This window comes from Sanguibacteroides justesenii, assembly GCF_003204205.1.
Lineage (GTDB): Bacteria > Bacteroidota > Bacteroidia > Bacteroidales > Marinifilaceae > Gabonibacter > Gabonibacter massiliensis.
The window spans coordinates 1-26,930 of record NZ_QJPL01000008.1 but is presented as its reverse complement, the minus strand read 5'-3'; the positions used below and the strand labels follow the sequence as shown (position 1 = coordinate 26,930).

General features: G+C 42.9%; 18 protein-coding genes. 14 read left to right on the top strand and 4 right to left on the bottom strand.

Annotated features, from left to right (window positions below; all coding sequences use genetic code 11):
- Nucleotides 1-4: 4 nt before the first annotated feature.
- Together DMB45_RS12560 and DMB45_RS12555 are read right to left on the bottom strand one after the other, a co-directional pair.
- Nucleotides 5-2,611, bottom strand: a complete 2,607-nt coding sequence (locus DMB45_RS12560; RefSeq protein WP_110688822.1) for an alpha-2-macroglobulin family protein — start codon at nt 2,609-2,611, stop codon at nt 5-7.
- Nucleotides 2,612-2,716: 105 nt separating this feature from the next.
- Nucleotides 2,717-3,127, bottom strand: coding sequence for a DUF1573 domain-containing protein (locus DMB45_RS12555; RefSeq protein WP_041504549.1), 411 nt, complete (start codon nt 3,125-3,127; stop codon nt 2,717-2,719).
- A gap of 187 nt (nt 3,128-3,314) precedes the next feature.
- Between DMB45_RS12555 and DMB45_RS12550 the strand changes: the two genes are divergently transcribed.
- Nucleotides 3,315-5,201 (top strand): amidophosphoribosyltransferase, encoded by a 1,887-nt coding sequence (locus DMB45_RS12550; RefSeq protein WP_041504548.1) that lies wholly within the window; start codon nt 3,315-3,317, stop codon nt 5,199-5,201.
- Between the two features lie 489 nt (nt 5,202-5,690).
- Here the strand turns inward: DMB45_RS12550 and smpB are convergent, their stop codons facing one another.
- Together smpB and DMB45_RS12540 are read right to left on the bottom strand one after the other, a co-directional pair.
- The gene (gene smpB / locus DMB45_RS12545; protein ID WP_041504546.1) at nt 5,691-6,137 is read right to left on the bottom strand and encodes an SsrA-binding protein SmpB; all 447 of its coding nucleotides are present in this window, start codon (nt 6,135-6,137) and stop codon (nt 5,691-5,693) included.
- A gap of 10 nt (nt 6,138-6,147) precedes the next feature.
- Nucleotides 6,148-6,726 carry a YIP1 family protein gene (locus DMB45_RS12540; RefSeq protein ID WP_041504545.1) on the bottom strand — a complete coding sequence of 193 codons (579 nt, stop codon included), beginning with the start codon at nt 6,724-6,726 and terminating at the stop codon, nt 6,148-6,150.
- 239 nt (nt 6,727-6,965) lie between these two features.
- On the opposite strand from DMB45_RS12540, the gene DMB45_RS12535 reads away from it, so the two are divergent.
- The 13 genes from DMB45_RS12535 to DMB45_RS12475 all read left to right on the top strand — a co-directional run.
- On the top strand, nt 6,966-8,465 hold the full coding sequence (locus DMB45_RS12535) for an L-lactate permease (RefSeq protein ID WP_041504605.1): 1,500 nt from the start codon (nt 6,966-6,968) through the stop codon (nt 8,463-8,465).
- Between the two features lie 97 nt (nt 8,466-8,562).
- Nucleotides 8,563-9,300 carry a (Fe-S)-binding protein gene (locus DMB45_RS12530; protein ID WP_041505587.1) on the top strand — a complete coding sequence of 246 codons (738 nt, stop codon included), beginning with the start codon at nt 8,563-8,565 and terminating at the stop codon, nt 9,298-9,300.
- Nucleotides 9,297-10,667, top strand: coding sequence for a lactate utilization protein B (locus tag DMB45_RS12525; protein ID WP_110688821.1), 1,371 nt, complete (start codon nt 9,297-9,299; stop codon nt 10,665-10,667). Before DMB45_RS12530 ends, DMB45_RS12525 begins: the two co-directional genes overlap by 4 nt.
- A complete protein-coding gene (locus DMB45_RS12520; RefSeq protein WP_041504542.1) occupies nt 10,660-11,241 on the top strand; it encodes a LutC/YkgG family protein in 582 nt (193 codons plus the stop codon). Before DMB45_RS12525 ends, DMB45_RS12520 begins: the two co-directional genes overlap by 8 nt.
- A 581-nt stretch (nt 11,242-11,822) precedes the next feature.
- A complete protein-coding gene (locus DMB45_RS12515; RefSeq protein ID WP_052649443.1) occupies nt 11,823-12,404 on the top strand; it encodes an RNA polymerase sigma-70 factor in 582 nt (193 codons plus the stop codon).
- Nucleotides 12,405-12,491: 87 nt separating this feature from the next.
- Nucleotides 12,492-13,658 (top strand): FecR family protein, encoded by a 1,167-nt coding sequence (locus DMB45_RS12510; RefSeq protein ID WP_181416520.1) that lies wholly within the window; start codon nt 12,492-12,494, stop codon nt 13,656-13,658.
- 103 nt (nt 13,659-13,761) lie between these two features.
- Nucleotides 13,762-17,178: a SusC/RagA family TonB-linked outer membrane protein gene (locus DMB45_RS12505; protein WP_052634885.1), complete on the top strand. Its 3,417-nt coding sequence runs from the start codon at nt 13,762-13,764 to the stop codon at nt 17,176-17,178.
- Nucleotides 17,179-17,195: 17 nt separating this feature from the next.
- Nucleotides 17,196-18,761 carry a RagB/SusD family nutrient uptake outer membrane protein gene (locus tag DMB45_RS12500; RefSeq protein ID WP_041504540.1) on the top strand — a complete coding sequence of 522 codons (1,566 nt, stop codon included), beginning with the start codon at nt 17,196-17,198 and terminating at the stop codon, nt 18,759-18,761.
- A gap of 23 nt (nt 18,762-18,784) precedes the next feature.
- Entirely contained in the window at nt 18,785-19,534 is a 750-nt protein-coding gene (locus DMB45_RS12495; protein ID WP_041504539.1) for a DUF4843 domain-containing protein, read from the top strand.
- A 17-nt stretch (nt 19,535-19,551) separates the two neighbouring features.
- Complete coding sequence (locus DMB45_RS12490; RefSeq protein WP_041504538.1) at nt 19,552-21,144, top strand: PKD-like family lipoprotein; 1,593 nt, start codon at nt 19,552-19,554, stop codon at nt 21,142-21,144.
- A gap of 169 nt (nt 21,145-21,313) precedes the next feature.
- Entirely contained in the window at nt 21,314-23,968 is a 2,655-nt protein-coding gene (locus DMB45_RS12485) for a zinc-dependent metalloprotease (RefSeq protein WP_041504537.1), read from the top strand.
- A 15-nt stretch (nt 23,969-23,983) separates the two neighbouring features.
- Entirely contained in the window at nt 23,984-26,581 is a 2,598-nt protein-coding gene (locus tag DMB45_RS12480; RefSeq protein ID WP_181416519.1) for a zinc-dependent metalloprotease, read from the top strand.
- Nucleotides 26,582-26,655: 74 nt separating this feature from the next.
- Nucleotides 26,656-26,930 (top strand): ATP-binding cassette domain-containing protein (locus DMB45_RS12475; RefSeq protein ID WP_146216446.1); only part of this gene is annotated, 275 nt, incomplete at its 3' end.

Sequence of the window (26,930 nt, the reverse complement as noted above, 5' to 3'; positions counted from 1 at the left end):
GTTGTTATTTGAGTTTTATCTTTTTTGTTTTTCTTACCGTTTTCCCGTCTGAGGTTATCCCTTCGACAATGATGGAATAAGTTCCCGGTTTATCGTTCGTGTAACATGAAAGTGCTGTCGTTTTTCCGGGGTCTAACGTGATGACCGGATCCCAGAATAGGGTTACTCTTTTATCTTTTTCAGGGGCGTTGCGTATGGAGTCGATTTCGTATTTCGGAACGTAAAACTCATCCGGGATTCGAATTCCCATCGGACGTATCCGGTTTATGTTGATCTGATTGGATGGTTTTTCAAAATGATAATCGGGTTGTGTCGTAATTAAAAGAACGGAATCTTCTCCGAAAGAGTTTTTGGCAATAGAACCTGTTAATAAAGTAACTCCCAAGAAATATCTTTTGGGAATCATGTTGATAAAGGTATAACTCCTTTCCATGAATCCGTTTAATGCAACCGGAATTGTGCGAGGCGGGAACGGGCCTATGGCACATACTTGTTCGTTGTAAACCATGAGCCCGGGTATTTTCCTGGCAATAAGTTTGACGATATTCTCTTCCGGATCATTTGCGATCCGGGCGGAATCCAACCGGTAAAGATCATCGGCCCAGCTGTCGTATTTAGAGTATTTTTTGAGAGGAGCCTTGCGATTGACCTTCACTTCATTCAACAGGTACACTTTTTCCCCGTTCTCGTAATAATAATTTTGATTGAATTTGTCGTAAAACTCTTCCGCTTCTCTCATGATTTTTTCGTTGTAAGGAAAAAAGTTCGATACGGTTAAAAACGAATCCTTATCGAAATGAATCTCTACCCGTTTTTTGCCTTTTTGGTTAGTGGCTCTGACGACAAAATTAGTGCCATCGGTAAAAAACAATTGATTGTTACTGAAATATCCGGTAGAATCCGTGGTAGTCATGGTGATGCTTCCCTTGTCGGAAATAAAAAGCAAATTGGCCTTTTCAGAAGCTTTTCCCCAGACATTTTTCACTTTCCCGGTAATGGCTTGTCCTAATTCCAGATAGAAATTCATTCTGGGAGATTGATTTTTTTCCAGGTCGGCCACGTTAAACCGTGTCCAGCCGTGTGTTAACATGACCAAATCCAAGTGTCGGTTGATCTCCTCGGTCGTGTCGCTGAAGTAGTACCCGGGCTCCTCGATGTATCCTTTCAGGTCGGAGGTCATCAGCAGGTTGGAGTGGATGTTGTCGTTATAAGAGGTGGTGTCTAACCCGGAATCTTTCACCACGGCCATGGAGAACGATCCCCGGGAGGCGTTGGAGTCTAAAAGCAGACGAAGGTTTATCTTTTCCCGCGGGCCGAATGTTTCCTTATCTGTACGGATATCTACATTTGTTTGTTTCCCGGGGCGGATGAAAAACAGACGTTCGCTGTATACTTTGAAAGAGGAATCCACTAAAACGGCCTGTATTATTCCTTCCGGCAGGGAGGAGATGGTGATTTTTCCCTTTTTGTGCCGTGCATTGATAGGAATTAAGTTAAGAAGTTGTCCCCTGCATTGTATCAACAGGGAAAGTCCATCGGGGAAACGAGAGTTGTTTGCGGTAATAATCGTATAATATATACAGGAATCCTTGGAGGCCAATTGAATGCCTATCCCTTCGCTGACGACGGGTGGTAGAGCGAAACGTTTGGTGATGCCGTCCTTGTTCGTAATTTCGGCGTAGTAGTGTTTGTTCGTGTAGGCAGGGAGTTTAAAACTTCCCATTCCCTTGTGCTCGCTTTTGATTAGGACGGTAGGCATACTGTCTAAATATACGGTTCCCTCGATTTCTGTTGAAAGCCCGTTGGAATCGATGGCTTTAAAGGCAACTCGTTGGTAATTGTTGCTAAGTAAATTTCCTCCTTCCGGGAAAAATTGTACGTCGAAGTCTGTTACCTCCTTGGGTATATAGAGGTAACGGTCACATTCGATGGAGGAGTCGTCTTTCGTGCTCAAGTATATGATACGGTCATCCGGCTGGAGTTGAACGCGTAAAATACCGTTATCGTCGGTGCGGGCGGAGCGGATTTTACCTGTTTGGTTTTGTTTATTTTCCTGATATATAAACATTTGCTTGTTGTGGACGATGTTCATGGCGTTCGATAACCTGATCTCTGCCGTTAACCTGCCGTTCTCTTGCCTGATGTATTTCACTTCGGTATTGATTCTGGCTTCATGCGGGTTCACTACCCGGATGTTTTTTTTGAAAAAGTAGTCGGTTCCCTCGTTTTGCATCCAATACGTGAAGGCCCGTATGCAATAATCTCCTTGCTTTATATCTTCCGGCAGATTGATGTTGCCGTAAAAAGTGGAGTCCCATTCCCTGAATTTGAGGCGCTGAATGACGGAATCCCTCTTGTCCGATAGTTCCACGTATATGAGTCTGCTGAGAAGTATCGGAATATTCGTAAAAGCATTTACCATGTAACTTCTGAACCAAACGGTATCTCCTGCGATATATATATCTTTGTCGGTATGTAGGTAGAGTTTTTCTTTAGGATATTTTTGGAAAAGGTTATAGAATAGATCGGATATTTCTTCCTCAAATGGAGGATGCTCCTGAAAGGCATATAGTGAAACTATTATACTAAATAGCAATGATATTCGTTTCATGATGGGTTAGATTTGGTTCATTTCTCTAAGCGATGTTTTTCCAAGTTAATGTTTTTATTTTGAATACACCGAAGCGGATTGATTTTTGTGTGAAATTAAGTATTATTATTCTTTTACAAATCCGCTTAGTCTTAACGTGTAAGTTTGAGAGGAGATATTGCAAAATATTCGGATGGTTTTGGAGAAATGTCCCAGGGAGTTGGGTGTAAAGGTAATTTGAATCTTTTCTGTTTTCCCGGGCAATAGAGGTTTTTTATTCCATGTCACATCGGTACATCCGCATGATGTTTCTATTTTTTTTATGATCAATGGGAAATGACCTGTATTTTTAATTTCAAATATGGTTTTTTTCGACTCGCTGTACCGGAAGGTATCTAAATAGACCGAATCCCGGTTTACTTCGATTGCAGTCTGTTGTTGCTTTGGCTTGTCGAAAGTAGCATCCTCTGAAAAAAGAAAAAAGAGAACAACGATAGAGCTAACGGCGATGATGATAAACCAGTATTTTTTTTTCATTTTTTTCTGTATTATGTGGTATAAAGATAAAGGTTATCGGAAAAAAAATCGATATATTCTGAAATAAAATCTGAAAAAATAAAAAAATAAAATGATTTAGTCTGTTCGAAACGGTCAAAGCTTTTTGATTTTATTAATTTTGTATCGCTTTCGGAATCTATTCATTGGAAGGTAAATATAATTATTTATGAGTGATGTCATTAATCATGAATGTGGGATTGCATTCATTCGGTTATTAAAGCCCTTGGAATATTATCGGGAAAAATACGGGTCATACCTATACGGTTTGAATCGTTTGTATATTTTGATGGAAAAACAGCGAAATCGTGGGCAGGACGGTGCTGGAGTCGTGGGAGTAAAGTTGGATATGGCTCCGGGATTTAAATACATGGACCGAGTACGTTCGTGTGATGCCAATCCGATTCAAGAGGTGTTTGACAAGATCCACGAATCTATTCACGCGGAGGAGGTAAAAGAGAAAGATGCGGTTTGGAGTAAACAGAATCTCCCGTTTGTTTCGGAGATTTATCTGGGACATTTGCGTTATGCTACTTTCGGAAAAAATAATATTGATTATGTACATCCGTTGAAGCGGGCGAGTAACTGGCGTTCCCGTAATCTGGCATTGGCGGCTAATTTTAACCTGACAAACGTGGATGAGTTGTTTGAAAGCCTGATTCAGGCGGGTCAACATCCCCGGAACTATTCCGATACGGTAACTTTATTGGAAAAAGTCGGTTATTACTTAGATAATGAGATTCAGGATCGGTATCGGGATTACCGGGATCAGGGATATGCGAAACAGGATATTTCGTCCTTAATAGAGGAGCATTTGGACTTGGTCGGTGTTTTGTCCAGGAGTAGTGCCGACTGGGATGGCGGATACGCGGTTGCGGGAGTGGTAGGGCACGGAGATGCTTTTGTAATGCGTGATCCTTGGGGTATTCGTCCGGCTTATTATTATAAAGACGAAGAAGTGGTCGTCGTGGCTTCAGAAGGGGCTGTCATTCAAACGGCATTCCGTGTAGACGATGCGAATATACGGGAAATTCGTCCGGGATATGCCTTGATTGTAAAAAAGGATGGTTCTGTTCGGGAAGAGTTGGTACGGGAACCGCGGCAAAAAAGCAGTTGTTCTTTTGAAAGGATTTATTTTTCACGGGGGAACGACCGAAGTATTTATCGGGAGCGGAAAAGGTTAGGGGAGTTATTGACGCCTCAGCTGTTGAAAACGATAGAGGGTGACCTGGATAATACCGTTTTCTCTTTTATTCCGAACACGGCTGAAACTTCTTTTTACGGAATGGTAAAAGGGATACAACAGTATATGGTCGAAGATAAAAAAAGATTGATCCGGGAGGGGAAAGCGAATTGGTGCGAAGAGACGTTGGATGCAATTATCTGTAAAGAACCTCGTGTTGAAAAGATTGTCATCAAGGATGCTAAATTGCGTACTTTTATCACTGGGGACGAAGGACGTGACGATATGGTCGGACATGTATATGATGTAACCTACGGAGCTGTAAAGGATACGGATAATTTAGTGGTAATCGACGACTCCATTGTTCGCGGAACGACTTTAAAAAGGAGTATTTTACGGATATTGGACAGTTTGCACCCTAAACGAATTATTGTTGTCTCTTCGGCTCCCCAGATACGGTATCCGGATTGTTACGGGATAGATATGAACCGGATGGGAGAATTTATTGCCTTTAACGCGGCCATAGAGTTACTGAAAGAACGGAATATGATTCGTTTAATTGATGAGGTTTATCAAAAATGCAAACGACAGGAGAAACTTCCTAAAGAGCAGATAAGAAATTACGTGAAAGAGATTTACGCCCCTTTCAGTAATGAAGAAATTTCCGATAAAATAGCCCAGATGGTAAAAAGTGATGCCATAAAAGCCGAAATAAAAGTAGTTTTCCAAACCGTTGAAAATCTTCACGAAGCATGTCCTGGCAATACCGGGGATTGGTATTTTACCGGAAACTATCCGACACCCGGGGGAAATAAGGTCGTCAATACGGCTTATATCAATTGGATGGAAGGACGTAATGAACGTTCTTATTGATTTGATTTTTTTATTCAGAACAAGCGAATAAAAAATTCCGGGGAGGAATAAGGGGTCCTCGCCCGGAATTGGGATATATTCCCTTTTGGTTATTAATCATTATAAATCTATTGCTTTAGACCTGTATTATTTACGTTATCATAGTAAAAATAGATTCACTAAATTTGTAAATTATTCCATATAAATAAAACCCTGTTTTTTGTGACAAAATAAAATATTTTTCTTCATATATAAAATACGCCGACCTTTATTAGGTACTACTCTTTTTAAAAATTTAACATTTGGATGTTGTTTTTTTTTTGATTTTTTCTATTGAAAATGTTTTTTTTAAAAGAGAATAGAACGATAAATACAGGTAAGGTAAAAGGCTCCTGTTTTCCAATAATCGTTGCGGAGCAAAGCACTTACGTGCGGGTGTTTATTGATGTTGATCGGTAAAAGAGACTTGAATACGATGAGAAAATCCTGAATTCCGGCTTTGAATTTTATTTATTTTTTCATAAAACGATCCATTTCCCTTTTGGCATCTTTCTCTTTTAAAGATTCTCGTTTGTCGAACTCTTTTTTACCGCGGGCCAGTGCAATTCGGAGTTTGGCAAAGCCTTTTTCAGTTAAAAAGAGCCGGATCGGGACGATCGTCAGGCCGGATTCTTTTGTTTTACGTTCCAGTTTGACCAACTCTTTTTTCTGAAGTAACAGTTTACGTTCGCGTCGTTCGATATGATTGTAATAGGTGCCTAACTTGTATTCGGCCACATACATTCCTTTTACCCACAGTTCCCCATTATGGAAATAGCAATAGGCATCCACCAGGCTGGCTTTGCCGGCGCGAATGGATTTGATTTCGGTTCCTGTCAATACAATGCCGGCCGTGTATTCTTCTATAAATTCGTAATCGAAAGAGGCTCGTTTGTTTCTTATATTGATGTTTTCCATAATTTTTTCTTTACGCGTTAATAGCCGGGATTCTAAAAATAATTGTCAAGAGTCTCGTAATGATAATGGGGGTGCAAATAATCAGTAATCCGATAATAATAACGGCACTTTTTTTGTATCGTGTATTTAATCCCGATATCGTATTTAATCCGATGTATAATATTCTAAGCGAGAGAAGACTGAGAATAGCCATCACGTCTCCGATAAAATTTTGCGTAAAACCGACGGCAAGGCTATGAAATAGAATGAATACAGCCGAACTGTAGACGGATAGTTGCAAGGCTGTCTTGCCCGGGTTTATCGTTTTGTTAGAAAGATATTCCCGCGTAAGACGGAAGCAGACGTAACATCCCGCGGTACAGGCAATGAAATTAATGATTCCCCATCCCAAAGCGACCATGGCATCATTGCTCGCAAGCCTGAGCAAAAAGACCAGGATGGAAAATAGAAGCGTCGGCAAGACGATGTAGTTTCTGAAAAGTTCGATCCTTCCCGTCTCGTCCGTTCTAATTGTATCCCATTCTGCTTCCGGGTTCGTCAGCAAATGTTTCAATCGAATTGCTATGTATTTTAAATGTACGTTACTCATTTGACTTGCAAAAATATGATTTTTTATTCAATTAAGTTCCCGGATTCTTATTTTGTTTTAGCATGATCGGGAATGGGATGGTTTCCGTTTTGGTTAAAATAGTCGGCTCGTAAATAAATTTAAAAATCAGCCACGGGAAGTAACATTTTTTTTGTTTTATACGTTTATTCCTCGTATCTAAGTGAATGGAAAAGGTTTTTCGTTATCTTTTTATTTTCGTTGATTTAATGATAGAAGTTATGGAAATCTTTTATGCGGCATTGCCTATTCTTTTATTGATTATCCTGATGGGATTCTTTAAAATGTCGGGGGATGCAAGCAGTGCGATTACTTTGATCGTAACGGCATTTTTGGCTATGTTTGCTTTTCATAGTTCGCTACGGGATACGGCACTTTCTTTTGTGTACGGTATGTTAAAGGCGCTGGTTCCTATCCTTTTTATTATCCTGATGGCTATATATAGTTATAACGTATTGTTACGTACGAAAAAAATAGAGGTGTTGAAGCAACAATTTTCCTCTATTTCCACGGATAAAAGCATACAAGTACTTTTGATTACCTGGGGATTTGGCGGGTTGTTGGAGGGAATGGCAGGATTTGGTACCGCTGTTGCCATCCCGGCAGCCATATTGATTAGCCTGGGGTTCCGGCCGCTTTTTTCTGCTGTCGTGAGTTTGATTGCCAATAGTGTTCCGACGGCTTTTGGCGCCGTGGGGGTGCCTGTGATTGTTTTGGCTCAGGAAACGGGTTTGCCGGTAAGTCCTTTGAGTACGGCTGTGGTGCTTCAATTATCCGTGTTGATGTTTTTAGTACCTTTCGTCCTTACGTTTTTAGCAGATCCAAAACTTAAATCTTTACCTAAAAATTTGGTATTAAGTATGTTGGTCGGAAGTTTTTCTTTAGCTGCCCAGTATTTGTCGGCTCGTTATATAGGAGCGGAAACTCCGGCCATTATCGGTAGTATTGTTGCGGCGGTCGTTATTGTTTTTTTCGGAAAGTTGATTCGTAAAGAGGGGGAGAAAAGAGTAGAATCTCCGTATCGGGGAAAAGAGATCGTGTCGGCATGGATGGTTTATGTTTTGATTATGTTTTTCGTGTTGGTAACGAGTCCGATATTTCCGACGATAAAAAACTCTTTACAATCCGTTGGGGTATCAACCGTTTCTTTTACCATTCGCGGAGAGGAAAACCGGTATGTTATTCAGTGGTTGACCCAAGGGGGAGTCCTTTTGTTTTTAGGTTCCTTTATCGGGGGATTGATTCAAGGAGCTTCAGCCGGAGTGCTGTCGCGTTTACTTTGGAAAACGTTCATTCAATTGAGAAAAACGGTCGTTACGGTGATTTGTTTGGTCGGCCTCTCTTCCGTCATGGAGACAGCCGGAATGATACAGGTTTTGGCAATGGCTTTATCTGCGGCGACCGGGGCTTTGTACCCGTTTTTTGCTCCGACGATCGGGGCTTTAGGTACTTTTTTAACCGGAAGCGATACGTCGGCTAATATCCTTTTTGGAAAGTTGCAAGCAGGGGTTGCGGAACATATTCAAGTGGATCCCAATTGGTTGTCTGCCGCCAATACTGCCGGAGCGACGGGAGGAAAAATTATCTCTCCGCAAAGTATTGCAATTGCAACGTCGGCGACTGATCAGCAGGGACAGGAGGGAGATATATTGAAGGCGGCTGTTCCTTACGCGTTAGCCTATGTTATAATTACAGGAGTTATTGTTTGTTTATTCGCGTGAAAGAAATTTAAACGCTAAAGATTGTATTTTTGGAAAGATGAATGTATTACAATGAAAAAATGGGATAGAATCCGTTTTTCAAATTAAAATATAACATATGAAGATAGGTTTATTTATTCCCTGTTATGTCAATGCGATATATCCGAAAGTAGGCGTGGCTTCTTACAGGTTGTTGAAGTCCTTGGGGATAGACGTGGATTATCCTTTGGAGCAGACTTGTTGCGGCCAGCCTATGGCGAACGGCGGTTTTGAACACGATTCGATCGGTTTGGCAAAGAAGATGGAGGAGTTATTCGAAAAATACGATTATGTAGTCGGACCTTCGGCCAGTTGTGTCGTTTTTGTCAAAGAGAATTATCCTCGGTTGTTGCGTAAAGAGGAACATGCTTGTATCGGTAGCCGGATATATGAGATCTGTGAATTCTTGCATGATGTGGTAAAAGTAGATAAGTTGGATGCCTGTTTCCCGCATAAGGTGAGTTTGCATAATAGTTGCCACGGGGAGCGCTTGCTACATCTCTCTTCCCCGAGCGAGTTGAATATTCCCCGGTTTTCCAAGTTGAGGGATTTACTTTCCCTGGTGAAAGGGGTGGAGGTATTGGAACCGAAGCGGGTAGACGAATGTTGCGGTTTCGGAGGCATGTTTGCCGTGGAGGAGGCGGCAACCTCCGTGTGCATGGGGGAAGATAAGGTAAGGGATCATATGTCGACCGGGGCGGAGTTTATTACCGGTGCTGATAGTTCCTGCCTGATGCATATGGAGGGAGTTATCAGACGTGAAAAATTACCGATCAAAACGATTCATATCATTGAAATTTTAACCTCGAGATTATGAGTACACATGCTAAAGCGGCCGAAAAATTTATAGCCGATAAGGAACGGACACGGTGGCACGACCAGGCCCTTTTTTTTGTCAGGGAGAAACGTGATAAAATGGCCTTCGGTGTGCCGGAATGGGAGAAATTGCGGGAGATGGCAAGTCGTATAAAACAACATACCATCAGCCATCTGGCTTACTATTTGGAAGAGTTCGAAAAACATGCCGTGGAAAACGGAATTCATGTGCATTGGGCTAAGGATGCGGAGGAACACAATCGAATAGTATATGAAATCATCAAAAAACATGACGGTAATAATTTGATAAAAAGTAAATCCATGTTGTCCGAAGAGTGCGGAATGACTCCATTTCTGGCCGAACAGGGTATTGATGTCGTGGAGTCGGATTTGGGAGAGCGGATCATGCAGTTGATGGGAATGCCGCCCAGTCATATTGTTTTACCGGCAATCCATGTAAAACGAGAAGAGGTGGGAAAGGTTTTTGAAAAATACTTGCATACGGAACCGGGAAATAGTGATCCTACCTATTTGACCCACGCGGCCCGGGCAAATTTGAGAGAGAAGTTTTTACATGCCGATATTGCCATGACGGGGATAAATTTTGCCGTTGCCTCATCGGGAGCTTTCGTGGTCTGTACCAACGAGGGGAATGCCGATATGGGAACCTCTTTCCCGAAGGTGCATATTGCCATCATGGGGATGGAAAAGGTAATTCCAGATTACGATGCATTAGCCGTTTATATTCGTTTGTTGGCCCGTTCCGCTACCGGCCAACCCTCTACGACTTATACTTCGCATTATAAAAAACCGGTGGAAGGACAAGAGATGCATATCGTGATCGTGGATAACGGAAGGAGCGATATATTGGGTAATCCTGACCATATAGGTATGTTAAAGTGTATTCGTTGCGGTTCCTGTATCAATACCTGTCCGGTTTATCGTCGTACGGGAGGATATTCCTATTCTTATTTTATTCCGGGCCCGATTGGAATTAATTTGGGGATGTTGAATTCTCCGCAAAAATATTCCGGTAATGTATCGGCCTGTTCTTTGTGCTATTCTTGTTCCAACGTATGTCCGGCTAAAATCGATCTGGCCGAACAGATCTATAAATGGAGACAGGAGATGGACCGATTGAACCTGGCCGATCCGATGAAAAAGTTTATGGTAAAGCGTATGAAATGGATAATGAATCATCCCGATTTATTTTATGCAACGGTAAAAGCAGGACGCGTAGCGGAGCATATGCCTCGTTTTGTATTGTATAACCGTTTGGATCCTTGGGGAAAAGGACGGGAATTACCCCGGATGGCTCCGGAAACTTTTCATTCCATATGGAAACATAATAAGATTGACCATGAATAGTAAAAATGACATATTGAACAGAATAAAAGCTCATCCGGTGCCGGAAGTCGAACGGCCTGCTATGGACTTTGAGCCGATGACCTTCGAAGATAAGATTCGACATTTTATGGAGGTAGCGCAATTGGTAGGGTGTGATGTATTCTTACTTGAAAAAGGCGAAGATATAAATGAAACGATTCGAAAGCAGTATCCGGATGCCAAAGTGATCGCTTCCGATTTGCCGGGTATCGCTTGTGCGACATTGAACCCCGATGCCTTAACGGATGCCCGGGAGTTAAACGGGACGGATGTGGGAGTTATCCGCGGGGAATTCGGTGTGATTGAGAACGGAGCTGTATGGATCAGGCAAAGTACAAGGTATAAGGCGCTCTATTTTATTTCGGAATCTTTGGTTATCGTGTTGGATCGACATCAGATCGTAAACAACATGCATGAAGCTTACCGCCATCCTTATTTTAACGATTTCGGATACGGATGTTTTATTGCGGGTCCCTCAAAGACAGCTGATATAGAGCAAGCTCTTGTCATCGGAGCACACGGGCCGAAAGCGGTGACGATCATATTAACCGATTAAAAGATCGGATGATCGGGTGATGATATGGTGAATCACCCGATCGTTTCATGACGCTACCGATTTGTTTTGTCCCGAAAAGACTCTTCAGTTTCGGTCATCCCTGTTTTCTTTCGGTTCGTCGTCGTGTTAATCGCGGTATCGTAGAATGAGGGGATAACCTAATCCGTCGATCGTCCCTGTAAAAATTTATGTTTGGTCACGTGTTAGCTTGAAAATTAAAAAAGAATTAACATTGCGGTTTTAGTGGAAAGAAAAAGGAGATGTAATTCGAGCTTTTTTTTCGTGTAAAAGATCATTATCGGATTATATTTATTTTTATGATATTTATTATAATTATTTAATAATATGTGCGTTATTCTTGGTTGGTGTGGTGTTGTTAATTCCTAAATTAAAATATTTCCATGCTTTATTGTCTTAATTGTGAAGAAGTGATATAATTGGATGCCTATTTGATAAATTCCTTGAAAAAATCGTAATTGACTAACGATTTTATGAAAAAAATACATTTGTTTTTATTATAGCCTTGCGAATGAGATGAAATTTGACGTATCTTTGTTTGTAAGATTTAATACAGTTGTTTGGTGTCTGCTAATTTACTACAAGAGTTGAAAACGGGTGATGAACAAGCGTACAAACGTTTGTTTCGGGTTTATTACGCCAATTTAGTCGTTTACGCGAGTACCATATTGAAGGATCGGGAAGTAGCGGAAGATATCGTTCAGGAGCTATTTATTAATTTTTGGTACGAGAAAAAATACGAGAATATAAGTTCCGAATTGGAACGGTATTTGTTTCGGTCCACTCGTAATAATTGTATCAATTATATACGGAACGAGAGAAGACATAACGATAAGTTGGTTCGTATGATCGTGAATGAAAAGGAGGAGTGTAAGGTCGATTTGGAGGAGATGGAAGAGCGTGAAGAATTGTATCGGGCTATGAATCGTTTGCCGGAACAATGCCGGCGTATTTTTAATCTGTGTTGTGTAGAGGGTATGAAATATCAGGAAGTTGCCAATCTGTTGGGAATTTCTATAAATACCGTGCGGACACAGATGGCGAGAGCTTTCAAATCATTACGAGTTTCTTTAAATGGAAAATCGTTTACTGCTTTATTGTATTTTATTTTCTTAAGGTATTCACAATCAGCGAAAACCAAATAAAATAAATTTTTTTCTAAAAAAAACGAAATCCTTGTCACATTAAATGTAGATTTTGGGGTCTTTTGACAAAATGCAATGTTAAAAGATATGCAAAATTCTATTTGGGAAATAATTGCGGCCAAAATTAACGGTGAGGTGTTGACGTTAGAGGAGCAATCGATTTTAAAAGAATGGTTAGAATCTGAGGTCGAGAATCAAGTCGTGCTGGAGAAATTAGAGAAGTATTACTTTGATTGTAAACAGGAAAAGTATATCGATGTTGATGTCGCTTATCAGATATGTATAAAGAAACTTCAAGAAAAGCGTAAGACCAGGTATTTAAGAAATATTAAGAAATGGGCTTATGCGGCTTCTGTTTTACTGTTGTTTTCTTTCTCTTTTTATTATTTTTTCCGTGATAAACCTGTCCGGGTGAAGTCGATGGAATCGTTGAGCATTCAGGGGGGAGAGACAAAAGCTGTGCTGACTTTGGCTTCAGGAGAGACTATTGCTTTGAGCTTAGATAAAACGTTCACGTTTGTGGAGAAGGGACAGGTGATCAGCAACAAGGAGGACGGATTGATTTGTTCTGTGACGGGGGACCCCCTCGTTTCGAGTGAAGAGAATCTGAAATATCGTATTTTGGAAGTACCTCGAGGGGGAGAATATCCTTTGGAGTTGGAAGACGGTACGAGGATATGGGTAAATTCGGAATCCCGATTGAGATTTCCGTTGGCATGGGGGACCAAGGAGCGACGTGTGTATATCGACGGAGAGGCGTTTTTTGAGGTGAAGAGAGATTCGTCGAGGCCTTTTATCGTGACGAGCAAAGGAATCGATATTCGGGTGTTGGGAACGAAGTTTAATGTTGCGTCTTACGAGGGTACTTCAGAGATATTTACAACCTTGGTCGAAGGAGCCGTGGCGATTCAAAGCGACGAGAAGTCTTTGGGCGTTTTAAAACCGGGAGATCAGGCCGTATTTGATTCGTTGACGGGACAAATGAATGTGCGTCAGGTCGACGTGGCGCTGTATATCTCTTGGAAGGACGGGTATTATAAGTTTGAAGGAACTACCTTGGAAGAGATCATGAATACGTTGGCCCGGTGGTATAATATAGAAATTCATTATGCAAGTGAAGAGTTGAAAGGAATCAGATTTTCAGGTAGGATAAAGCGTTACGGCGATATTCGTGAATTCTTGGAGATTTTAAAGGGAACCTATGATGTTGATTTCCAAATTGAAAATAGAAGTATAACTGTGAATAAAAAATAAAACTGAAAATGCTTCCAACATTCTCAGTTTTAGATAACGTGTCCCTTTGTCAAATGCGCGTAGACGCGGGATACAATGTTTAATGACTAAACGCTACAAATTTATGAAAAAGAAATGGATTTTTGCCATGTCACGTGGAAAAACGTGGTTGCAGGAAATTTTATTTACGATGGGAAGGATTACTTTTTTTATTCTTGCGGGGACAATGCTTCTCTCTGCAAAAGGTTTTCCCCAAAACGAGACCGTCAGCATTAAGATGAAGAATGCGACGTTAATCAAGGTTTTTAAAGAAATCACAGAACAAAGCGGGTATGATTTTCTTTATAATTATGATCTGATAAAGGGGGAGAGTCGTGTGAACGTGGAGGCGTTGAATGTAGAGGTAAAAGAGTTGTTACAAGAGATTTTAACACCTCGCGGTTTTGCCTATGAATTTAAAGAAAATTTGATCGTTATCCGATTGGCTCCTAAAGTGGCAGCTCAAGATAGTACGAAAAAGGAACCTATCTTGATCAAGGGAGTCGTCGTGGATGAAAAGGGGGTCTTCTTACCCGGAGTTACCGTTCTCGTAAAAGGTACGACCTTGGGAGTTGCCACGGACGATAAGGGGGCATTTCGCATTCCTATACCCCGGGATACGGCGACTTTAATCTTTACTTTTATCGGAATGCAGACTCAAAACGTAAAGATCAATGCCTTAAAGGAAGGAGAGGTTAGAAAAGATTTGAAAATCGTCATGAAGGAGGATAAGGTTGCGTTGGAAGATGTCGTTGTAACGGGATATTCCAATATCCGAAAAGAGAGTTTTACGGGAAATGTAACCACGGTAAACCGGGAACAGCTATTGAGAACCAATAGTAAGAATATGCTTGCGGCTGTTCAGACTTTCGATCCCTCTTTCCGAATCCGGCAGAGTGCGTGGGGATCCGACCCGAATAGTTTGCCTGAAATCAATATCCGGGGAGAGTCCAGTATCGGTATGAATAAAAGTCTGGAATCGGAATATATGAAACAGACACAACGTACCAACCTGAAAGATAACCCTAATTTGCCCGTGTTTATTTTGGACGGATTTGAGGTGGATGTTCAAAAGATATACGATATGGATATGAACCGGGTGGAAAGTATCACTATCTTGAAAGATGCCGCAGCAACGGCTATGTACGGTTCCCGTGCCGCCAATGGCGTAATGGTTATCACTACCGTAGCTCCGCAACCGGGAGAAATGCGGGTTACTTATAATTTTACGGGAGGTTTGGAATTGCCGGATCTTTCCGATTACAATCTCTGTAATGCCGCCGAGAAGTTGGAAGTAGAGCGGTTAGCCGGTGTTTATACGGCTTCTTCTCCGAGCAGTCAGCCGAACAGCGATCAAGATTATTACAACAAATTGAATCAGGTATTGAAAGGGGTTGATACCGATTGGTTGGCTCAGCCCTTACACAACGTATTCAATCACAAGCATACGATTTATATAGAAGGTGGTGTGGAAAGCATACGGTACGGGGTTGATTTCTTCTATGATAAAAACGGTGGAGCGATGAAAGGTTCCTATCGCGACCGTGTCGGAGCAGGTATGTCTTTGGATTATCGTTACAAAAAATTGCAAATTCGAAATTACATCTCTTACGCGGGAACGCGTTCTGAAAACTCTCCTTACGGTTTGTTCAGTACGTATGCCTCCCAGCAACCTTATTTGGAAATATACGATGAAGACGGCGAATACCTGAAGTACCTCAAAGATGGTATCGGTACGAAAGCCAATCCTTTATTCGATGTCACTTTAGGTGGATTTGACGGTCGTACCCGTTACCATGAATTTCAGGACAACCTGAACGTGAATTTATTTATTTTGGAAGGGTTGCAATTCAAGGGACAGTTGAGTATAACCAAAACGACTCAAAAACAGGAGTCTTTTATAGATCCTAAATCTGTATACGCATATAGGAATTCTGGTAGTTACAATGAAAATGAAAGAGGAGAGTTGACCCAGAGTTATTCGGATAGTTATAGTTGGAACCTGAATGCCATGTTCTATTATAATAGGGCAATTGAAAAACATTTTATAAATGCGACGCTTGGAATAAATATCAAAGAGGATAATTCCAATTCACATACGAGTGTGTTTAAAGGATTCCAGATGGAGGGAATGTATAACCCTTCTTATGCCAAATCTCAACCGGATAAGACATCCGTAGATGAATCAACCAACCGTTTGATCGGTTTCTTGGCTTCAATAAACTACTCGTATAACGATGTCTATCTTTTTGACGGATCTATACGTTTGGACGGTTCTTCACAATTCGGTTCGGATAAGAGATATGCTCCCTTCTGGTCCGTTGGTGCTGGTATCAATATCCATAATTACAGTTGGTTGAGGGATAATTGGTTGTTAAGCAGGTTAAGACTTCGGGCTTCTTACGGTAGTACCGGTAAGGTGAATTTCCCGGCATACACGGCTGTTTCTACTTATGAAGTGGATTCGGAGCATTGGTATTATACCGGTCCTGCTACTTCCTTAAAATACCTGGGTAATCCGAAATTGAAATGGGAAACTACCAAAACGACGGATGTCGGTTTCGAATTGGGATTCCTTAATGACCGTATCCTGTTGTCTGCCAATTATTATATCAAGAAGACGGTGGATTTGATCGACCAGATTTCAATTCGTCCCTCTTCCGGTTTCAGCGAATACCGGGACAATTCGGGTTCTGTCGAGAATAAGGGTTTTGAAATAGACTTATCCGCTACTCTTTACCGGGATAAGGATTGGATCGTTAGCTTTATGGGTAATATGGGAGGAAACAAGAATAAGATAACGAAATTGGGAGCTGCGGCAGAAGCTTATAACGAGGCAATTAACGAGGCTTATCAAAACGGTTCGTCTTATTACACGCAGTATGCTCCGTTTACGAGATATTATAAAGGTGCATCGACAACGGCTATTTATGCCGTACGTTCGGCAGGAATCGATCCGGCAAACGGTAAGGAAAAATATATAAAAAGAGACGGTTCGAGTACCTATACTTGGGATTCCAATGACCAGGTGGTTGTCGGAGATGAATTACCCGACGTACAGGGGTCTTTCGGACTCAATGTTAATTTCCGCGGTATTTATATGAATGCCACTTTCAGCTACCAATGGGGTGGACAGGTTTACAACACGACGTTGATGAATCGGGTTGAGAATCCTAATATTCAGAGTGTGAATGTCGACAAACGGTTACTTACCGAAAGGTGGAAAAAACCGGGAGATATAACGCCTTATCGTAATCTTCAGAATAGTGCGAGTACGCAACCGACCAGTCGATTCGTGCAAGATGAGAATGTTTTGGAATTTACCAGTTTATCTGTCGGTTATGACTTTAAGAAAGAGTTGATAAGCAAATGGAGGTTAACGGCCTTAGGCTTGCGTTTCAACGTGAACGAGCTTGCCCGTTGGTCAACGGTAAAAGTAGAAAGGGGAACCAATTACCCGTACGCGTGGAATTATAGTTTTACCTTGAATGTAAGTTTCTAACCTAAAAAGTAATAGAAATGAAAGATTATATAAAAACAGTGGTATTATTGATATCGTTTTCGTTTGCCGCTTGCGAAAGCTGGTTGGACGTGCAACCGGAAACGCAAATTACCGAAGAGTCTTTGTTAACCACGGGAGATGGTTACAGATCCGTCCTGAATGGTTTATATAAAACCATGGGAGAGACAGCTTTGTACGGAAAAGAGTTGACTTGGGGTATGTTGGATTGTATATCTCAACAATATAAGCTGGGAGAAGATAATTTTTATGCGGGGAAGATTTGGAGGGATTTTGCAAAACTCGACTACACGACCACTTATTCCGTCAGTTATTTGAAAAATGTGTGGACGGATGCTTATAATATCATCGCCAATGCTAACAATTTGATACAGAATCTAAAAAATGCAAGTCCCGATCTTTTTTCTCAAGGAGAGATGGAAAAGAACCTTATTTTGGGAGAGGCATACGCTTGCCGGGCTTTTATGCATTTCGATATGTTGCGGTTGTTTGCTCCGGCTCCGGTCAATGACGATGGAAAAGCTTATGTTCCCTATGTAGAAGCTTATCCCAGCCTCTATTCTCAAAAATTGGGCGTACAGTCTTGTATCGATAAAATAATAACCGATTTGGAACAGGCTCGTCCGCTTGTTGTTGTCTGGGATACTTCTCTCGTGGGAAGAGGAACTTTAATCAGAGGAGAGAGTAGATTCCATAATACGTTCGTGTTCGGAACGGAAATTTACGGTAATCAGACCCTGAATGTGGAGAGCTTCTTCAAAGGACGCGGATATCGCATGCACTATTTTGCTGTAACGGCTTTGTTGGCAAGAGCCTATCAATATGCCGGAAGGTATCAGGAGGCCTATGAATGTGCAAAAGAGGTGTTGGAATTTAAGGTGAAGAGTAATTACGGTAACGAGTTAGCATTCGATAAGGATGATTTTTCCGGAGTCAGTTCTACCAATTGGAATAATAAAAAAGATCTGAAAACGATCAGTAACCTGATTTTCGGTGTGTATAATGAAAATGCTTATGAAGATTTCGGGTTGTCTTACAGTTATGCGCCGGAATATACGGGAAGTGCGGGATGGTTCGTGCTTAATCTCGATGGACAGAAAGTTTTCCAGAATTATGCGGGAGTGGACGAATCCGACCGCGATTATCGTTATTTGCGTTTGACCTATCTTGCCGGAGGAGAGTATCCTATTTCAGGAAAGTATTATTGTAGTACGGATGAGACGACCCGGGATTATAATGCCACGGTTATCCCGTTGATTCGCGCGACAGAGATGAAATACATTATGGCGGAGTACTACGCTCGTCAAAATAATTTCCCTGAAGCTAAAAAAATATTGGAAGATATTCGTAAGGCGAGAGGATGCGTTGAGTCCCTTAGTATTTCCAGTTGGGCGGATTTTGTAAGCGAATTGATCCGGGATGCCCGCAGAGAGTGGATCGGTGAAGGACAATTATTCTATTTATACAAGCGTTTGAATGCCAGTGTGGATTTCGGTAATGGAACGGTTCGTCCTTTTACTCGTAGTGAATATTTGTTGCCGATACCGACGAATGAAGGATTATGATAAATTTTAAATGATTTATAGATATGAAAAAGAGTATATATTTAAGTTTCCTTCTTTGTTTATTCTGGGCCTGTGAAGAAGAGAAAATTTTTACGTTTGCGGATCGTCCCGAAGTTTTTTTCGATAAATTTTATATGGATGCTATCTATCCCGGTACGGAAGGGGCCGATTCGACCGAGGTTTCTTTCTTCCATTATCCTGATGGAACCAAGGATATAGAAGTTCCGCTTGTAGTCTGTCTTTCCGGAAATCTTTTGACGGAAGACCTTACGTTCGGGTTAAAAGCCGTTACGGAAGGAAGCACGGGAGAGGAAGGAAAGGAGTTTACCCTGGATCCCTCTTATACGTTTAAGTCGACAACTGTGGGAGAAGATGCCGTGGACATAAGAGATACCATCTACTTGAAAATACACCGGACAGCTAAAATGGATGTAGCTCCCGTGCGGATTATCGTGGAATTGGTTCCCGGCGAAAAACTTGCTTTAGGACAATGGGAGAGGAGAAGGGCGATTATCGTCGTTTCGACGCAAGTATCACCGCCTGATTGGTGGAATGGCGAGGTAACGAGTTATCTGTTAGGAAAATATTCGGAGAAGAAGTTCAAATTATTCATGAGCGAAATCGATAAGAAGGGAGAGATGAGTAAAGAGCTGATCGCGGAATCTCCCGACAGGGCTAAACAACTTGTTTTACAGTTTAAAGAGTGGTTGCTGGAACAAAATCCTCGGATATACGACGATGAAAATAACGAGTACATGCAAGTGATGTTGTAATTTAAAATGAAGTTATTATGATGAAAAACAAAATATTGTTAGGATGTTTATTCCTCGCCGCCTTATTGATAGGTTGTTTCGATGACGAGGGAACATATGACTACAAGGAGATCAACGGTCCGGTATGGGATTATAATTACTCCTCTTCTCCGGTTTATATTCGTGCTTACGAGGGGGATTCCACGAAGGCGACGGTTCCGATGCATTTCGAAGGAGATTCTTCTAATTTTAGATTCGAATGGAGAACTTACGACGGGAAGCTTTTCTGTGAGGAAAGAGTGTTGGCGATATCTACGGATACCTTGTTTTCGAGATTGGGGATTACCTCTTATACGGAGATTCCTCAAACCGGAACCTTCACCGCCGTTGACCAGTCGACCGGAATGAAGTTCGTTGCAAGACTTTGGTTTTATACCTATGGAAGATACAGAAGAGGCAACGTCTTGATTTTGTCCGAGAACGGCAGTAATGCCAAATTGTCGTGTTATTCGCAAAAAACAGAAACCGTTAACGGGGTGAGTAAAGTGGTTTATAGTTTGCAGGATAATGTTTTTGAAGTAGCAAATGCCGATATGAAATTGGAGGGAACACCTCGCGGATTGTATGCGAATCATGACAACGCGATCTCTTCTTCCATGGCGGCGACGACGGTATTGACGAGTAAGGGTATATACGTGGTCAATAACGAGAATATGAAATTCGCCGGGGAGTTGAAGGATGAATTTATGAGCGGAGCTCCTGCTAATTTTGATGTCGTGAGTGCGTTCCATCGCAGTCGGCTTTCTTTGTTGGCAACGGCAGACGGAAAGTTATACCAGAGAGTTAAAACGGCCAGTTGGTTGGGAGGAAAATTCCAGTCGGAACCTTATATTGTAGATGAAAAAGGATATCAAGTGACGGGCTTCGGTTTAGGACGTACTCCCTCGGGGGGATATATTTCACCTTGTTGGGACGAGAAAAACCGGAGAATATTGATGATTAAGATGAATTCTGAGCCCTTTAATATTTTCCCTTTGACTTACGTGGAGGGTGCCGAGTATCCGGATCCGGTCTGGGCTATGCCGGAAGGAACAGAGGTGCTGCACCTGTTTGCGGGAGAGTATTACAATTATTTGGGAAATGTGTATAAATATTCGATCATTTACAATGATAAGGATGGAAAAACTTGGTTGACCGATTTTATTGTCAATCGGGCTACCGGTTTGGTCGTTCAACATGAAGAGGCCGGTAAACAAGCATTCCCGGGAGGAAATTTGCCCAAAGGAACGAAGTTTTTGACTTCGGCCGCCAATTACGGTGCTCCGATATCCAATAACTATATTTTCTATTCCAAAGGAAAAGAGATTCATTACGTGAACCGGGAAAATAATACGACCGGAAGCTTAATGAGCAGTCCGTTTGTTGCCAATGTTGTGGCGTTTATTTATAATGCGTCTAATATAGATTACAACAAATTGTATGTCGCTTTGGAAAACGGAGACTTTTTTGCAATTGACATATCTAATATCATTACTCCTAAGATCATAGAAGAGACGAGATTTAACGTGGGTGGAAAGATTGTTGACCTTTTGGAGTTGGCCTATAATAGTTATACCGATTTTTATAAATGATGATTTGTAAAAAGATTTTGGTAGATGACTAATGGAAGGTATTCCAAAAGTATCTTTTGGAATACCTTCTTTCCTGAATATTTAATTGATTTATAGAACCATAACGGTTTGGTAACTGTTGTGGAATGGGAATGTTATATTGTATTTGTAAAATTGAAAAGAATTGGTAATGAAAAAAAGAGTTGTGATTTTCTTTATCGTGTTTGCTTTATTCGGAAGCGGACAGCTTGCCTTTGCAAAGCAAAAGAAAAAGGACAAGCTTCAGCCGAAGAGCGAAACTGCTTACGATAAATTGTTTAAAGGGAAAGCCTGTGAAACGGCAAGAGGTCTTTTCACCATACACAAGATGGATGGTAAGGTTTATTTCGAGATCCCGTTGACTTTATTGGACCGTGAAATGCTGCTGGGTTCAACCATATCGGAGACGACGAGCAACTGGTTCGGTAGCGTGGGAGAGAAACCGACGGACCCCTTGCACGTTGTATTCACGAGAAGAGATTCTCTCGTGAGCTTATGTAAAGTGAACACGATGTACACCACGGAAGTGGAAAACTTGAAAGAACGCGTTAAGGCAAGCACACGACCTGCCACGTTATACAACACCGGGATCCTCGCTTACACTCCGGACAGCACGGCGGTGGTAATCGACGTGACCGATTTCTTTATCAGCGATAACGAGGAGTTGACCCCGTTTTCTCCATACGCACCGATCCTCGGAAACGGTCGTTGGATCGTCAAAGAGTTTAAAAAGGATAAATCCCAGCTGGGGAAAGTGAAGTCTTTCTCTGATAATGCGAGCGTGCAGTCCTCTTTAAGTTACGAGGTAAATGTTCGCGACGGTCGGTATTACTACATTTACAAGTTACCTTTCACGTCGGTATTGACCCGCAGTTTTATCCTTTTACCTGACGATCCGATGCGTCCCCGCCTGGCTGATCCCCGTATCGGTATTTTTTACCAGGGAGTATCCTCTTTCAGTCACGACAATAAAGGAGTCGAGGCCCTTTATTATGCGACTCGCTGGCGTCTGGAACCTTCGGACGAATCGGCCTATCGTTCGGGGCAGCTGGTAGAGCCTAAAAAACCTATCGTCTGGTATGTTGATAACGCCTTTCCCGAGAGTTGGAAAAAATACATCAAAGCCGGAGTGGAGGAGTGGCAGGCTGCCTTCGAGAAGATAGGCTTTAAAAACGCCATAATCGCGAGGGACTTCCCGACGGACGATCCGGAGTTCGATCCCGATAACCTGAAGTATTCTTGCGTGAGGTACTCCCCTTCCTGGATCGCTAATGCCATGGGCCCCTCTTGGACGGACCCTCGCACGGGAGAGATATTGAACGCTTCCGTTTACCTTTACCATAACATGGTAGAGTTGGTCACGAACTGGCGTTTCCTGCAAACGGCGCCGGCAGATCCGGACGTGCGTAAGGTCGCTTTTGACGAGGAGACCCTTGGTAATTGTATCCGTTACGTGGTGGCGCACGAGGTGGGGCACTGCCTGGCCTTGATGCACAATATGGCGGGTTCTTCCTCGATCCCGACGGATTCGTTGCGTTCACCCTCTTTCACCCAAAAACATGGAACTACGTACTCGATCATGGATTACGCCCGTAACAACTACGTGGCCCAACCTGGCGATAAAGAGAGAGGGGTAAAATTGACTCCCCCCAACCTGGGCTTGTACGACTTGTACGCTATCGCCTGGTTATACACTCCTCTATTGGATGTCAAGAGCGCTCGAGATGAAGTTCCGACGTTGAACCGGTGGATCAGCGAGAAATCTGGCGATCCCGTTTATCGTTACGGCAAACAACAGATATATTCACGTTTTGACCCGAGCTCAATCGAGGAAGATTTGGGAGACGACGCTATAAAGTCGGCGACCTACGGCGTGAAAAACTTGAAACACGTGCTCTCGAACATGAGTGCCTGGGTAGGAAAAGACGATCCCGACCTGGCGTTCCGGGAGAACATGTACAACGAGATTATTTACCAGTACGTTCGGTACGTGAACCACGTTTTATTGAATATCGGCGGTATTTACTTGAACGAGCGTTATGACGGAGATTCCCGCCCCAGTTATTCCGTGGTTCCGAGAGAGAAACAACGCCGTGCGTTTCACTTTTTGTTGAGCCAGATCGGTGATCTTGATTGGCTTGACGCTAAAGAGTTGCAATCTAAATGGCCGTTGCGGAGCGAAATCTCGTCCGAGCTGGAAGACAAAATCTTCGGAGCGGTAATGAGCCGGTTGGGGAGTGTCACTTTAACGGCGGTGAAAGATGAAAATAAGGATACTTACACCCCCCGGGAATTTTTAAATGACGTTCAAGAGTTCGTTTTCAAACCGACGAGACAGGGTAAAACCCTTTCGGTGTCGGAGAAGAAACTCCAGATGAAATTGCTTGCCAATATCATGTTGTTCTCGGACGTGGCGAAGAAAGGAATCTCGGGTGACCCGTTCTCGATCGTTTCCGGTAGCGGGCTCGTGGATGTCCCGGAAGTGGTGAAGACGTTTCACCGTGAAAAATACGGAATGTTATCTACGGAGTGGATGGGCATGTATTCGGACTTTCCGCGTGTCGAGGCTTGCAAGGAGGTGCCTGCGCTTGAACGGGGCACGAGCTTGGAACATTTAGAGCGTCAGGGTTTCGGTTACTGGGTGAATGTCAATTCGAATACGGTAGTTGAGCCTCTTGATCACCTCTATTTCGACATGTTGAAAAAGATACAGTCCCTGGTTAAATCGAAATCCAATACCGGTTCTGCCGATACCCGTCAACATTACCGTTTACTACTTTATAAACTGGAACAGGCGTTGAAATAATTCATGATGTCACGTATGAAAGGAATACTATATATATTGATCACTTCTTTTTTGCTGGGATTTTTTTGCCAGGAATCTTGGGCGCGGAAAAAGAAGAGAGTGGAGAGGGGAGAAACGTTGACCCCTTACCGGCAACTTTTTCAAGGTAAAAAAGTGCAAACTTCCCGGGGGGTGATGACGATCCACAAGGTGGGTGACAAAGTCCTCGTCGAGTATCCGCTGAATCTGCTGGGAAAAGAGATGTTACTGGTCTCTTCTATCGAAGATATCAGCGATAACGGAGAGGGAGTCGTCGGTCAATTCGGGGGGTACTCGCTTCCCTTCCGTTTCGTTCTTTTGGACTCGACGTTACAGGCGCGGATTTCTCTCCTGGATAAGCCCTTGAACCGTGGCGGAGACCAGAACTTGGACGAGGCGATAGAGCGGTCCAATGCGGGTGGCGTTTACGCTTCTTTCAAAGTTGCGGCTTACACGCCGGATAGTAGCGCTATCGTGGTTGACATGACCCCTCTTTTCATGGAATACTCTCCTTACACGACCCCTTTTGCCGCTTACTCGGCTAACTCTTTTTACGGTTATATCGCCCGTGTTCACGAGTACAAGAAAGAGACCTCTTTCTTGAAAGAGGTCAGGTCTTATAAAGATAATATCTCGGTGACTTGCGAGTTGGGTTTTATCGAAAACATGTACTTGTTCGGTGCATTCAAGATGTTACCGGCCGATGTTAAGGTTTCCGTTACGACTAACAAGATGTTGTTATTGTTACCGGAGGAGCCGATGAAACCCCGCTTGGCGGATCCCCGCTTGGGAGTTTCTTTCACAAGCGTGTCCCAGTTTCCGGATGGTCGAAAGCCCCTTGAAAGAACGTATTTCACGAAACGCTGGCGTTTAGAGCCGAGCGATAGCGTGGCTTACCAGCGAGGAGAATTGGTCGAACCTCTGAAACCGATCGTTTTTTACATGGACACGTTGATGCCCCCGGCCTGGAAGAAACCCGTGAAAGAGGGTATCGAGGCTTGGAATGCGGCTTTTGAGAAGATAGGATTCAAAAATGCGATACGCGTGGTCGATTTCCCGAGGAACGATCCGGATTTTAATGCCAACAACATCGGTTATTCGACGGTTCGTTACGCCCCGCTATGGATGGACATGCAAAGTTCCATGACGATCGACCCTCGTACGGGAGAGATCTTGCAGGCGTCTCTTTACCTTTATGACGGGTTGGCCTCCGGTTTACAATTTGATCGCAAGGTGACGACGATGGCTTCCGACCCGGGAGTGAGACGGAAACAGCTTTCCGACGAACAGATCGGGGAGCTTATCCGGGCGAATGTCACGCGTGAAACGGGTATTAACTTGGGTTTAGTCTACAACGCTGGGGCCTCGAGTGCTTATCCGGTAGACTCTTTGCGTTCCCCTTCATTCACGCGGGAACACGGTTTGAGTCCCTCGATCATGGATGATGTGCCTTGTAATTACATCGCCCAACCGGGAGACGTGGAGAAAGGCGTTCGTATGACTCCGAAAGGTTTGGGCGATTACGACTATTACGTGATCAATTGGTTGTACCGTCCTATCGCTAACGCTTCCCGTCCGGAGGATGAATTTGAAACCTTAGACCGTTGGATCAAGGAAGGCCGGGACAACCCCAATTGTCGTTTCGGTAAAATGCCTTATTACTATTACGACCCGACGACGTTCGCCGGGGATTTGGGAGACGATCATTTAAAGGCCCTCGAATACGCCGTTAATAATTTGAAACTCTCCGTTCGTCATTTTTATGAATGGTACGCTGAAGGAGACGTTGATCAACGCCAGCGCACGATCTTGTATAACATGTTATACGGGCAATTACAAAAACGGGTAAACGACCTTTCGATAAACCTTGGCGGTTTTTATCAACGCGAGGCGTTTGACGATGAAGATCTGACGAGTTACACCGCGGTTCCGAAAACCACGCAGAAAGCTACTTTGAAAGCGATGGTCGACCTGGCGAAAGATCTTTCCTGGTTGGAGAACGAGGCCGTCCTGCGACAACTCGAGATCGGCAACTCTTATATCGACCGTATCCGTGGTTTTATTTTCGGTACGTTGACCTTCCGTTTGAAGTACGTGGCGTTGGGAGCCGAAAAAGGTAGCGGTTATCCCGTGGAGGAGTATGTCGACGATATCTATAAAGCGGTTTGGGAAGGCACGATAAAAAACCGTCCGTTAGAGAAGCACGAGATGGCCTTGCAACGGGAGTTCTTGGGAAGCGTTGTCGCCTCCTCGACGGTAGCGACCAATGCCGGGAATTTCGTTCCCAAAAAAGGTTTGGTGGATTCATATAAAGCGGTATTCCCCGTTATAGACATGAAAACGGCAAACCGATTAATGGACGAGTACCGCAATCAGGTGCGTGTCGACGGAAAGGCCGTTGAGGAACAAAGCGGTTTTTACCCGAACATGAACGTGGTTATGCCGAGTGATTATATCCCGGTGGATCATTATTTCAACATGTTGTTTAAAGTTCAGGATTTGTTGAAAACTGCCGTTCAGAAAAGTTCCGGTGATACGAAATTGCATTACGAGTACATGTTGTACAAGATACGGAAGATGTTGGATAAGAAATAATAATTGACGTATTAAAGTGTTGATTTATAAAAGGTAATAAAATATTAATCACTAATATAAAGTAAATCTATTGTATGGAAGAATCGATCGTAAAAATTGAAAATCTATCTCATCGTTACACGATCCAGTGGGCGATCCGGGATATCAATTTCGAGATTACCCGGAACGGAATTTACGGTTTGCTCGGCTCCAACGGGGCGGGCAAGTCGACCACGATGAATATCATGTGTGGCGTGTTGAGACCGACGGAAGGAGATGTTTACATCAAGGGCGTGAGTATCCGGGAGAACCCTGTAGAGGCGAAACGGCATATCGGCTTTTTGCCGCAGACGCCGCCCTTGCACCCGGA